Annotated in this window: 14 protein-coding genes; 6 read left to right on the plus strand and 8 right to left on the minus strand. The window is 72.3% G+C overall.

Features of this window, described 5'->3' with window-relative positions:
* Positions 1-2: 2 nt before the first annotated feature.
* Together ACZ4O3_RS26065 and ACZ4O3_RS26070 are read right to left on the minus strand one after the other, a co-directional pair.
* Complete coding sequence (locus ACZ4O3_RS26065; RefSeq protein WP_362730391.1) at positions 3-368, minus strand: nuclear transport factor 2 family protein; 366 nt, start codon at positions 366-368, stop codon at positions 3-5.
* A gap of 54 nt (positions 369-422) precedes the next feature.
* A complete protein-coding gene (locus ACZ4O3_RS26070) occupies positions 423-1,130 on the minus strand; it encodes an alpha/beta fold hydrolase (RefSeq protein ID WP_362730388.1) in 708 nt (235 codons plus the stop codon).
* Positions 1,131-1,264: 134 nt separating this feature from the next.
* On the opposite strand from ACZ4O3_RS26070, the gene ACZ4O3_RS26075 reads away from it, so the two are divergent.
* Complete coding sequence (locus ACZ4O3_RS26075; RefSeq protein WP_467724502.1) at positions 1,265-2,089, plus strand: helix-turn-helix domain-containing protein; 825 nt, start codon at positions 1,265-1,267, stop codon at positions 2,087-2,089.
* A 245-nt stretch (positions 2,090-2,334) separates the two neighbouring features.
* Positions 2,335-2,514, plus strand: a complete 180-nt coding sequence (locus ACZ4O3_RS26080) for a hypothetical protein (RefSeq protein WP_362730245.1) — start codon at positions 2,335-2,337, stop codon at positions 2,512-2,514.
* A 13-nt stretch (positions 2,515-2,527) separates the two neighbouring features.
* Here ACZ4O3_RS26080 and ACZ4O3_RS26085 read toward each other — a convergent pair whose 3' ends face one another.
* Positions 2,528-3,268, minus strand: coding sequence for an SDR family oxidoreductase (locus tag ACZ4O3_RS26085; RefSeq protein ID WP_362730248.1), 741 nt, complete (start codon positions 3,266-3,268; stop codon positions 2,528-2,530).
* 456 nt (positions 3,269-3,724) lie between these two features.
* Between ACZ4O3_RS26085 and ACZ4O3_RS26090 the strand changes: the two genes are divergently transcribed.
* Both ACZ4O3_RS26090 and lnt read left to right on the plus strand, forming a co-directional pair.
* A complete protein-coding gene (locus tag ACZ4O3_RS26090; protein ID WP_362730251.1) occupies positions 3,725-4,210 on the plus strand; it encodes a nuclear transport factor 2 family protein in 486 nt (161 codons plus the stop codon).
* A 74-nt stretch (positions 4,211-4,284) separates the two neighbouring features.
* Positions 4,285-5,865: an apolipoprotein N-acyltransferase gene (gene lnt / locus ACZ4O3_RS26095; protein ID WP_467724504.1), complete on the plus strand. Its 1,581-nt coding sequence runs from the start codon at positions 4,285-4,287 to the stop codon at positions 5,863-5,865.
* On the opposite strand, the gene ACZ4O3_RS26100 is transcribed toward lnt, so the two are convergent.
* Positions 5,783-6,694, minus strand: coding sequence for a Gfo/Idh/MocA family protein (locus ACZ4O3_RS26100; RefSeq protein WP_467724506.1), 912 nt, complete (start codon positions 6,692-6,694; stop codon positions 5,783-5,785). The genes lnt and ACZ4O3_RS26100 overlap by 83 nt on opposite strands.
* Before the next feature lie 94 nt (positions 6,695-6,788).
* Here ACZ4O3_RS26100 and ACZ4O3_RS26105 point away from each other — a divergent pair, with 94 nt between their 5' ends.
* Positions 6,789-7,301: a DinB family protein gene (locus ACZ4O3_RS26105; protein WP_467724507.1), complete on the plus strand. Its 513-nt coding sequence runs from the start codon at positions 6,789-6,791 to the stop codon at positions 7,299-7,301.
* A gap of 112 nt (positions 7,302-7,413) precedes the next feature.
* On the plus strand, positions 7,414-7,875 hold the full coding sequence (locus ACZ4O3_RS26110) for a hypothetical protein (RefSeq protein WP_467724509.1): 462 nt from the start codon (positions 7,414-7,416) through the stop codon (positions 7,873-7,875).
* A 16-nt stretch (positions 7,876-7,891) separates the two neighbouring features.
* Here the strand turns inward: ACZ4O3_RS26110 and ACZ4O3_RS26115 are convergent, their stop codons facing one another.
* The 4 genes from ACZ4O3_RS26115 to ACZ4O3_RS26130 form a co-directional block, all read right to left on the minus strand.
* The gene (locus ACZ4O3_RS26115) at positions 7,892-8,410 is read right to left on the minus strand and encodes a hypothetical protein (protein WP_362724946.1); all 519 of its coding nucleotides are present in this window, start codon (positions 8,408-8,410) and stop codon (positions 7,892-7,894) included.
* Positions 8,411-8,515: 105 nt separating this feature from the next.
* Positions 8,516-9,202 (minus strand): uracil-DNA glycosylase, encoded by a 687-nt coding sequence (gene ung, locus ACZ4O3_RS26120; RefSeq protein WP_467724511.1) that lies wholly within the window; start codon positions 9,200-9,202, stop codon positions 8,516-8,518.
* Positions 9,203-9,294: 92 nt separating this feature from the next.
* Positions 9,295-10,869: an ABC transporter substrate-binding protein gene (locus ACZ4O3_RS26125; RefSeq protein ID WP_467724512.1), complete on the minus strand. Its 1,575-nt coding sequence runs from the start codon at positions 10,867-10,869 to the stop codon at positions 9,295-9,297.
* A 230-nt stretch (positions 10,870-11,099) separates the two neighbouring features.
* Entirely contained in the window at positions 11,100-11,861 is a 762-nt protein-coding gene (locus tag ACZ4O3_RS26130; RefSeq protein ID WP_362724952.1) for an SDR family oxidoreductase, read from the minus strand.
* Positions 11,862-11,883: the final 22 nt, after the last annotated feature.

Genomic DNA, 11,883 nt, shown 5'->3' on the forward strand with positions numbered 1-11,883 from the left:
GGTCAGGCGGCAGGCGTGCCCTGGTGGAAGTAGACCCGCCAGCCGGTCTCCGTCAGCCGCCACACGGAACTGCGCCAGACCCGGCGCCCCTGGTTGTCCGCGAAGTACGTCAGGTGGACAAGACCCGGTGCGAGCACGGTCCCTGACATCTCGCTCACGTGGACCGGCGACTCCGCGGACACCGATCCGTCGTTGGTCACCGTGAGGATGGACACCCTGTCCCAGCGCCGGCCGGACGCCCCGATCTCGGTGAACTCCGGGTCGAGGAGCTCCAGAACGAGCTCCGGGCGGGCGCGCACCTCGGGATCGAGGAGCCGCAGCTCCCCGTCGATGGCCGCCTGTACCGCGTGTACGTCCTGGTCCGTCATACGTGGAGGCTACGGCCCCGCACCGCGCGGGGACAGCGGATATCCCCCGCCGGATCAGCCGAGTGCGAGCAGGAGTCCGGCGAGTTCGGCCGGCATGGTGATCATGCAGTCGTGGCCGGTGGGCAGCCGCCACACCCGCTCCGCCGCGGGGACCGGGCGGCGGACGATGCCTTCCGGTACGTCGGCCACACAGTGGATGTGGGTCCGGGGGACGGCCTGCGCGGCCGGGTTGTCGAGCCGGACGGGCTGTTGGAGGCAGCGCACGGACTGGTCGGTGAGCATGGTGCGCAGCCAGGCCAGGTCCGCGGCATCGGTGACTCCGAACAGGCCGTGCGGCGGTGGCAGTTCGGGCAGCGGCGGGACCCGCCAACCGCTTTCGGAGGCCAGGGCGCGGTCGATCAGCAGCTGCGTGACGGGCTGTACGTCCGCGGCACTCTCCCCGTCCCGCGGGACCATCGCGTCCAGGTACACCAGGTGCCCGACGCGGTCGGGGACCCGGTTGGCCACGGACGAGACGACCAGTCCCGCGTAGCTGTGTCCGACGAGTACGACGTCGGTCAGGTCCTCGTCCGCGATCAGTGCGACGACGTCGTCGACGTGGGTGTCGAGGCCGACGTCCGGGCCGAGCAGATGCGCCTTGTCGCCGTGTCCGGTCAGCGACGGCGCGAACACCCGGTGTCCGGCCGCCGTCAGCGTCGGGACGACCCGCGCCCAGCACTCTCCGCCGTGCCAGGCGCCGTGCACCAGCAGATACGTCGACATGATCCCGCTCCTCACTGTGGCCGTGACGGTCGCCGGTCACGCTTCCGCACCGGCCCCCGCCGGGGCAGAGCCCCGCCGGTCCTGGGGGTGACAGGGCCAGGCAGCTGCATGGCGGAGCGGATTACGGTGACGGGATGAGCGACGAACCGAACCTGCTGGGCGCGTACGTACGGGCCCGCCGCGAGCTCGTCACGCCGGAGCAGGTCGGCATCCCCGTGCTCGGGGTACGCCGGGTGCCGGGCCTGCGCCGGGAGGAGGTGGCGATGCTCGCCGGGATCAGTGCCGACTACTACCTGCGTCTGGAACAGGGCCGCGACCGCAACCCCTCGGTACAGGTCCTGGAGTCCCTCGCCCGGGTACTGCGGCTCGACGAGGCCGCGACGGCCCACCTGCTGGGCCTCGGCGCCGGAAGGCCCCGGCGGCAGCGACGGCGCCACCGCAAGGAGACGGTTCCGCCGGGCGTCGTGCAGCTGGTCGCCGCCCTCGCGCTGCCCGCGCTCGTCGAGGGCCGCTTCTTCGACGTGCTCGCGGTGAACGCCCTGGCGACGGCGCTGTCACCGCGTCTGACGGTAGGCGCCAACCGGCTGCGGGACACCTTCCTCGACCCCGCCGAGCAGGCCCTGCACCCGGACTGGGCCGACGCGGGCGCCGGCATGATCGCCGGCTTCCGCCAGTCCGTCGGGGCCGACGCGGACGACCCCCGTGTCATCGACCTGGTCGGCGAACTCTCCCTCGCGAGCCCCCACTTCAGCCGGCTCTGGGCGCGCCACGACGTGGCCGCCTGCGAGGGCGCGGCCAAACTCGTCGACCACCCCCAGGTCGGCCGCCTGCACCTGAACCGCGAACGCCTGACCGTCACCGGCACGACCGGCCAGACCCTCGTCGTCTACCACCCGTCCCCCGGCACCGACAGCGCCGCGAAGCTGGCCCTGCTCGCCTCGGTGACGGCCACGGCGTGAGGGGGGCGGCACATCTCGGCCAACCCCGGCGGCCACCCCGTACCGGGGCTCCGGGGGCGTCGTATCGGCTCCGGCGAGGGGGAAGTGCGGGCCAGGGGCGGTCCGTCCGGTCCGCGCCGGGACCACTCACCCGGCACATGCCAGGGCTCGGCGCGCGGACCGCCCGCTCACCCGTGACCAACCCCATACGGTGTGCGTAGCCGCCCGGTAGCGCACGGTCAGTTCTTGCCCCTAGGCTGTTCGGTATGTCCCCCGATTCCCGAACCCCTGGTTCCGAACGGTCTGCTGCCGAGGTCAACGAGAGCATCCGGGCGCTGTGGCTGCGTGCGGGCGGCACCCTGTCGGCGCAGGAGCGGGCGGAGTACGAGCTGTTGGTGATCGAGTGGGCCGAGGCGATCCGCGGGCGGATCATCGAGGCGGCCTGACCGGAAACCGGGCTCAGCGCCCGCCGGAGACCCGCAGCACCGTGCCCGTCGTGTAGGAGGCGTCCGGCGAGAGCAGCCAGGCGATGGCGGCGGCGATCTCCTCCGGCCGGCCCGGGCGTCCCAACGGCACCGCGGCGCCGATCCGCTGGGCCCGGCCGGGGTCACCCATCGCCGCGTGCATGTCGGTGTCGACGGCTCCGGGCGCGACCGCGTTGACCCGCACCCCGTCCGGTCCGAGCTCCTTGGCGAGGCCCACCGTCAGGGCGTCGACGGCCGCCTTGGTCGCCGCGTAGTGGACGTACTCGCCGGGGCTGCCGAGCGTGGCCGCCGCCGAGGACACGTTCACGATCGCCCCATTGCCGCGCGCGGCCATCAGCGCGGCCGCCCGCCGTGAACACAGCAGCGTGCCCAGCAGGTTGACCTCCACGACCCGGCGCAGATCGGCGGTCGCCGTGTCCGCCAGCCGCCCCAGCGGCCCGGTGACGGCGGCGTTGTTGACCAGCCCGGTGACGGCGCCCAGTTCGCGTTCCGCGGTGTCGAACAGCCGCTCCACATCGGCTTCCACGGCCGTGTCCACCGGTACGAGCGCACAGCGTGCCCCGCCCTTGCGCACCCCCTCCGCGACCGCCTCGGCGGCACCCGCGTCCCGGACGTATCCGATCACCACGTCATGCCCGTCGGCCGCGAGCCGCAGGCAGGTCGCGGCGCCGATACCGCGGCTCCCACCGGTGACGACGGTGACGGGACGTGACATGCAGACCTCCTGGGACCGACCGGACGATGATCTTACGGCCGACCGGACCAACGGCACGGATCCCCGCCCACCGCCACGGCCAGGGGCGGCCCGGACGGCGAGAGGCCCGCGGCCCGGAGCGGGGGCAGCCGGCCCCCACGGGAGAGCAGGACCCGTTCGGGGGGCCGGGCCGGGGCACGACAGATCGGGATCCGCCCCGGTGACGCCGTCCTCGGGGTCGGACGCGGCGGCCCGCCCGGGCTCGGGCGCCGAGGGGCACGGAAGCCGTGAGGATCCGGTCCCTATCGCCTGCCCGATCGGCACCCGCCGGTTCCGGTCGAACTCGGGTTCCCCTTCGGTCGATCGGTCGTTCACCTGCCCGAGGCTCGGGGCGGACCGGTTCGAACATCGCCGAATATCACCCGCATATCGCCCGCACCCCTTGGCTGGTGCCGCCCCGTGCCCAACACTGAGCCGATGACGCAGCGCGTGGAGCTCGCGACCGTGATGGACCGGCTGGCCGTGGACGGACTGGTCACCGACTACGCGGTGGCCGTCGACGACGGCGACTGGACGGCGTACCGCAGACTGTTCACCGCGGACGGGCGGGCCGACTACCGGTCGGCCGGCGGGATCGAGGGGGACGCCGCGCAGGTGGCCGGGTGGCTCTCGGGGAGCCTGACGCTGTTCTCGATGCGGCAGCACCTGATCGTCAACCGCCAGGTGCGGTTCGGGATCCTGGAGCAGGACGCCGGGGACACCGCCCGCCTCCAGGCCGACTACATCAACCCCATGCGGTTCGCCGGCGGCGACGACACCTCCACCGCCCCGGACTTCGTGTGCGGCGGCCGCTACGCCTTCGCGTTCCTGCGCACCCGGGACGGCTGGCGGCTGCGCCAGGTGGTCGTCGAGGAGAAGTGGCGCAGGATGAGCGACCAGCGCGCGGCGGCCGTATCCGACTGACCCCGCACCCCTGCCCCCTGTCGGAGATCCCGGCCGGTCCCGCACACTGGAAGGACCCGCAGGCAGGAGGACGCATGAGGACCGTCGAGCGCTGGCTCACCTCGCCCTGGCGGCGATCGTGCGTGGCGGCGCTCGCGGGCGCGCTGCCCGTCCTGGCCTTTCCCGCACCGTCGCTGTGGTGGTTCGCCCATGTGGCCCTGGTCCCCTGGCTGCTGCTGGCGCGCTCGGCGCCGACCGGGCGGCGGGCGGCGTACGACGGCTGGAGCGGCGGGTTCGGGTTCATGGTCGCCGTGCACCACTGGCTGCTGCCGAGCCTGCACGTCTTCATCTTCCTGATCGCCGGGCTGCTGAGCCTCCTGTGGGCGCCCTGGGGCCTGTTGACCCGCCGGCTGCTGGGCGGGGCGCCGTCACCGGGGCGGGCCGCGGCCGCGGTGCTGGTGCTGCCGTCGGGCTGGCTGACGGTGGAACTGGTGAGGTCCTGGCAGGGGCTGGGCGGGCCGTGGGGCATGCTCGGCGCCACCCAGTGGCAGGTGACGCCCGCACTGCGGCTGGCCTCCGTGGGCGGGGTGTGGTTGCTGAGCTTCCTGGTGGTGGCCGTCAACGTGGCGCTGACCGTGCTCGTCCGGGTGCGCGAGGCGCGGGTGCCGGCGGTGGCCTCGCTGGTGGCCACGGCCGCCGCGACCTCCGCCGCCTGGGTCTGGTCACCGCGCCCGGACGTCGACGGGCACGTCCGAGTCGCCGTCGTACAGCCCGGCATCGTCGACGGCGCCGCAAGCGGTGACCGGCGCTTCACCCGCGAGGAGCAGCTGACCCGGCAACTGGCCGGGCAGCGCCCCGATCTGATCGTCTGGGGGGAGAGCAGCGTCGGGTACGACCTCGGGGACCGGCCCGATCTCGCCCGGCGGATCGCCGCCCTCTCCCGGGCGACCGGCGCGGACATCCTGGTCAACGTGGACGCCCGGCGCTCCGACCGGCCCGGCATCTACAAGAGTTCCCTCCTGGTGGGCGCGGACGGCCCGACCGGGGACCGGTACGACAAGATGCGGCTGGTCCCCTTCGGCGAGTACATACCGGCCCGTTCGCTGCTCGGCTGGGCCACCTCGGTCGGCAAAGCGGCCGGTGAGGACCGGCGCCGCGGCACCGGGCAGGTGGTGATGAACGTCGGCCACGGGCTGCGGATCGGGCCCATGGTCTGCTTCGAGACCGCGTTCCCCGACATGAGCCGGCATCTCGCCGAGGACGGCGCGGAGGTGCTGATAGGTCAGACGTCGACCTCGTCGTTCCAGCACAGCTGGGCCCCCGAACAGCACGCCTCGCTGGCCGCCCTGCGGGCCGCCGAGACCGGCCGCACCATGGTCCACGCCACGCTGACCGGCGTCTCCGCGGTGTACGGACCGGACGGGGAGCGGCTGGGCCCGTGGCTGGGCACGGACGCCAGTACGGCGCGGGTCTACGAGGTGCCGATCGCCCGCGGGGTGACGCCGTTCGTGCGGTACGGCGACTGGACGGTGGACGGCGCGCTGCTGGTGGTGGCCGGCTTCTGCGTGGGCGAGGGACTGCGGGCGCGGGCGCTCAGGCTGCGCCGGGGTACCGCCGGACCTCTCGTACCACCTGCTCGCACAGCTCATGAGTCGCCAGTGCGTCCCGGGCGCTGAGCACCTTGCCGGCGCGGACGGCGTCGAGGAAGGCGAGCACGGCCTGTTCGATGCCGCGCTGCCGGGCGACCGGCACCCAGTCGCCGCGCCGCCGGACCGTCGGCTGCCCCTTGTGGTCGATCACCTCGGCGAGGTTGACGACCTGACGCTTGGTGTCCTGACCGGACACCTCGAGGATCTCCTCCGCGGAGCCGCTGAGCCGGTTCATCACACCGAGCGCGGTGAAGCCGTCCCCGGACAGCTGCAGGACCACGTGGTGCAGCAGGCCCTCGGCGACGCGGGCACGGACGGTGATGTCGTCGACGGGGCCGGGGGCCAGGAAGCGGAGGGTGTCGACGACGTGGATGAAGTCGTCGAGGATCATCGCGCGGGGCTCCTCGGGCAGCCCGACGCGGTTCTTCTGCATCAGGATCAGCTCACGCGGGTGGTCGGCGCACTGCACGTAGCCGGGGGCGTGGCGCCGGTTGAAGCCGACGAACAGCGAAACGTTCCGCGCCTCGGCGAGCGTCACCAGGCGCGTGGAGTCGTCGAGCCGGTAGGCGAGGGGCTTGTCGACGTAGGTGGGTACGCCCGCCTCCAGGAGCCGGGCGACGATCTCGGGGTGGACGACCGTGGGGGCGTGCACGAAGGCGGCGTCGAGATCCTGGGCGAGGAGGTCGTCGAGGGTCGCGTGCCGGTTGCCGACGGGCAGCCGGAGGCTGTCGGCGACCTGGGCGAGGGTGGCCGGGGTACGGGTCTGGAGATGCAGTTCGAGGCCTGGCTGGGCGCCCAGCACCGGCAGATACGCCTTCCGCGCGATGTCGCCGAGTCCGATGCAGCCGACCTTCACTGACGCTCCCTAGCGGTTGCCCATGTCCCTGCCCGGAAGCATACGGGCCGATAATCCGTGGTGGGACCGGCCGGGGTGGGCGAGGATGCCGGGCATGACGACCGAACGCCGTGCACCCGCCTACGACGCCGACGAACGCACCATGCTCGAGGGCTGGCTGGAGTTCCACCGGCAGACCCTCGCGGCGAAGTGCGCGGGCCTGACCCGCGCCCAGCTCGCCATCGCCTCCGTGGAGCCGTCCCCGCTCTCCCTCATGGGGCTGGTGCGGCACATGGCCGACGTGGAGCGGTCCTGGTACCGGCGGGTGCTGGCCGGCGAGGACGCGCCCCCGCTCTACTGGAGCGACGCGGACCGGGACGGCGAGTTCCACTTCGGCGAGGGGGACACCTGGCAGGAGGCGTACACCGGCTGGCAGACCGAGATCGAGACCGCCCGGCGCAACGCGGCCGGCTTCGGTCTGGACGACCTGTCCAAGGGGCGCAGCCGGCACACCGGGGAGCGGATCAGCCTGCGCTGGATCCACACCCACATGATCGAGGAGTACGCCCGCCACAACGGTCATGCCGACCTGATCCGGGAGCGCATCGACGGTTCGACCGGCGACTGACGTCAGCCTCGCACCCGCCGGCCCCCCGTACGGGCAACGAGATCACCCGAGCGGGGCATCAAACTCCCGTCGCCGGTGTCAACCTTCGAGCGGACCCAGCAGAGTTGCGCGGGTGCATCGAACGACCACCACCGCAGCTCTTCTGGTCACCGTGACCGTCTCGGCCCTCTCCGGCTGCGTGACGGTCCAGCGTCCGGCGGCGCCCGGCCCGCCGCCCGGCGTGGGTCTCTCGCAGCCGTCGGTGCCCCGACCGGACGGCTCCGCCGCGCCCCGGGTGGTGCAGGCGCCGGTCAAGGAGGCCCTGGAACTGGTCGGCCCGGCCCGCCGGGCCCGTCGGGCCTCCCCCACCCCCGCCCCGGCGCCCCCTCCCCTGGCGCACCAGCCTTCCCCGGCTCCGCGGGCGGCCGCCCCGCGTCCCCGCCCGCAACGCACCCGCAGCCCACAGGCCGACACCCCGCGCCTGTCCGGATCCGTACCGAAGGCCCCGGACGTGTGCGCCCTCGGCAGGCAGTACGGCGGCTGGCCCCCGGACAGCCCCCAGGCACGGCTCTGCGAGCAGACGTACGGGCGCTGAGGGACTCGGAACGGTCCTAGTTCGGCCGTTGCCGTGGAGGGCCCCAGGAGTCGCCGCCCGGGGTGTCGTCCTCCCCCAGCCGCAGCTCCAGGCGGCTGATCGCGGCCCGTACCCCGTCGCCGTATCCGTCGTCGCCCAGGGCGGCGGCCGCTCCTCGGGCCCGGCGCAGATGGGTGCGGGCGGCCTCGGTGCGGCCGAGCTTGACGTAGTCGGCGGCGAGGTTCAGATGCAGGGAGGGGTAGAAGCCGCGCAGCCCCACCGTGCCGTCCGCCGCACTCGCCTCACCCGCCTCGTCCGCCGCCGACAACGCCCTCAGGTCCCAGGCGAGTTCGTCGGTCGGGTCGTCCTGGGTGTCGGCCAGATAGTGGGCGAGGGTGCAGCGGTGCAACGGCTCGCCGTGTTCACCGAGCTCCGCCCACAGGCCGAGCAGGCGCCGGCGGGCCTCCTCCCGGTCCCCGGCGTGGTGCAGCATCACGACCTGCCCGATCCGTGTGAGCACGGCATCGGGTGCCGTGCGCTCCTGTCGCTCCGCCACCGCGTCCTCCGAGCTCGCCGGCTGTCTGCGACGACGCTAACCGCCACCGGCGCCCCGCGGAGCCATCCGACCCGCCCCGCACCCGACGTGTCCCGGCCCGCGCGCTCAGCCCAGGTTCGGGATCCGCCAGTCGATCGGCTCGTGGCCCTGAGCCGCGACCGCCTCGTCGATCTGGGTGAAGGGACGGGAACCGAAGAACTTCTTCGCGGACAGGGGGGACGGGTGGGCGCCCTGGACGACCACGTGCCGGGTCTCGTCGATCAGCCGGAGCTTCTTCTGCGCGTAGCCGCCCCACAGGACGAAGACCGCGGGGTCGGGCCGCTCGGCGACCGCGCGGATCACCGCGTCGGTGAACTTCTCCCAGCCCTTGTTCTTGTGAGAGTTGGCCTCGCCGGCGCGGACCGTGAGCACCGCGTTGAGCAGCAGTACGCCCTGCTGGGCCCACGGCATCAGATAGCCGTTGTCAGGCGTCTCCTCCCAGCCCAGCTCCGCCTTCATCTCCTTGTAGATGTTCCGCAGCGACGGCGGGATCCGCACGCCGGGGCGGACGGAGAAGCACAGGCCATGGCCCTGGCCCTCGCCGTGGTAGGGGTCCTGACCGAGCACCAGGACCTTGACCTGGTCGTAGGGCGTGGCCTCCAGCGCGGCGAAGACCTCCCCGCGAGGCGGGTAGACAGGGCCGTTCGCCCGCTCCTTCTCGACGAACTGGGTCAGCTCCTTGAAGTAGGGCTGCTGCAGCTCGTCGCCCAGAACCCCGCGCCAGGACTCGGGCAGCATGGCGATGTCGGTCACGTCAACGTCCTCACGATGTGCGGTCACTTGCAGTTCCTGCTGATGCCCAGGAACCTACAGGCGGCCACTGACAATCGTCCTCGCACACGGGTTCACCAGCTGGTCTTGCGGTGCAGCTCCCACATCATCATGATCGTCGAGGGGTCGAGCGCCTGCTCACCGCCGGAGATGTCGTCGCTGGCCGCGACGTACTGCCGCCCCTGCCACAGCGGGATCAGCCGGGCGTCGTTGACGAGGATCTCCTGGGCCTCCTCGAACTCCTTGACGACCTCGCCGCGGTCGCTCTCGGCACGCGACTCGGGCAGCAGCTTGCCGGTGATGACGGGTGCCGGGTACGGCGTCCCGAGGGCGTTCTCCTCGCCGACGAACGGGGCGATGAAGTTGTCCGCGTCGGGGAAGTCCGGGAACCAGCCGCGCCCGAACACCGGGTACTCACCCTTCTGGTAGCCGACGACGTAGGTCTTCCAGGGCCGGCTTCTGAGGGTGATGGTGAACAGCCCGGAGTCGTCCAGCTGTTGCTTGAGCTCCCTGAACATCAGGCCGGTCTCGGAGCCGTAGCGGTCGGTGGTGTACCAGAAGGTGAGCGGGACCTTCCGGGTGATGCCGGCGTCGGCGAGGATCTTGCGGGCCTTGGAGGTGCTGGGGTCGCCGTAGTCGTCGAAGAAGCCGGTGGAGTGGCCGGTGAGTCCCGCCGGGACCATGGAGTAGAGCGGGTCCACGGTGTCCTTGTAGACGGCGTGGGCGATCGCGGCGCGGTCGACGAGCTGGGCGACGGCCTTGCGGACGGCGGGCACCTTGGCCCACGGGTCCCTGGGGTTGAACACCAGGTAGCTGATGTCGGTGCCGGTGCCGTCGACCAGTTGCAGGTCGCCGTCGGTGCGCGCTTCCAGGGCGACGATGTCGGAGGCGGCGAGGCCGCGGTAGGTGACGTTGACGTCCCCGGCGCGCAGCGCCTTGACCATGGTGGCCGAGTCCTGGAAGTAGCGGATGGTCACCGCGTCGTTCTGCCGGCGGGCGAAGCCCCGGTAGCTGTCGTTGCCGACGAGTTCGGCGCGCTTGCCGTCGTCGTACGACTTGAGCGTGTACGGCCCGGAGCCGTGCACCGAGCCGTCCTTGCGCAGCGAGTTGGCCGGGTAGTCGTCGGGATCGACGATCGACATGGCCGGGGTGGCGAGGACGAACGGGAAGGTGGCGTCGGCCTTCTTGAGGTGGAAGACCACCTCGCGGTCACCGCTCGTCGTCACCTTGTCGAGGCTGCCGAGCAGCCCGGCCGGTCCGCTGGGCGCGTTGATGGTCCGGATCCGGTCGATGGAGCACTTGACGGCCGTCGCGTCGAGCGCGTCACCGTCGGCGAACTTCAGGCCGGAGCGGAGTTCGCAGCGGTAGGTGCGGTTGCCGGAGTCCGTGAAGGCGCACTCGGCGGCGTCGGGCTGCGGGGTGGTGGCACCGTCCGGGTAGGCGAGCAGGGTCTGGTAGATGTTCCGGAACAGCTCCCAGGAGCCGTCCCAGGAACCGGCCGGGTCCAGCGTGCTGGGGGCGCTGGTGGTCCCGACGACGATCGGCCCGCTCTCCCCCGTGCCGCTGCCGGCGAACACCCCGCAACCGGCCACCAGGGACAGGGACGCGGCAGTGGCCACTCTTCGAAGGCCTCGGTTCCGGTTGAACACGCGCTCGCTCCTCGATCCGCCGCACCAGGGGTCGGCGGCAGACCATACCGCAGCGTTGTCCTCCTTGAACCGCCCCGGAAACACGGGCGTTGATCGACTGTGGTATGACGACGTTGTCACCCGGCCGTGCGGATCTCGTACGGCGGTCCGGGCGTCGCTTCCGCCCCTCCTGGGCGAAATGTCTGTGACGAAAACGACGCCCGGCACGGGTATGACGGTCTGTCGTGCCGTCAGGCCACGCCGGCGTTGAGGAAGATGCCGCCGTCGACCACGAGGGTCTGGCCGGTGATCCAGTCGGACTGCCCGGAGGTCAGGAACGCGGCGGCGCCGCCGATGTCGGAGGGCACGCCGAGCCGCCCGAGCGGGTAGCCCGCGGCGGCCTCCGCCTCCCGGCCCTCGTAGAGAGCCTCGGCGAACTTGGTCTTGACGACCGCGGGCGCGATCGCGTTGACCCGCACGCGCGGCGCGAACTCGTGCGCAAGCTGCTGGGTCAGGTTGATCATCGCGGCCTTGCTGATGCCGTACGCGCCGATGAACGGCGAGGCCGAAAGACCGGCGACGGACGCGATGTTGACGATGGCGCCGCCGTTGTCCTTCTGCCAGGCGTGCCAGGTCTTCTGGGCGAAGCCGAGGGCCGAGACCACGTTGGTCTCGAACACCTTGCGGGCCACGTCCAGGTCGACGTCGGCGATCGGGCCGAACACCGGGTTGGTACCGGCGTTGTTGATCAGGAAGTCGACGCGGCCGAAGGCCTCCATGGTGCGCTCGACGACCTCCCTCTGGTGGTCCAGGTCGTGCGCCTTGCCGGCGATGCCGATGACGCGCTCGGAGCCGAGGCTCTGCACGGCCTCCTTCAGCGCGTCCTCGTTGCGGCCGGTGATGGCGACCCGGTCGCCGCGGGCGATCAGCGCCTCGGCGACGCCGTAGCCGATACCACGGCTGGCGCCGGTGATGACGGCGACCTTGCCGGACAGCTCGGGCAGTTCAGTCATGTCCGTGATCCTCGATAGTCCC

This window comes from Streptomyces sp. NPDC026515, assembly GCF_055567595.1.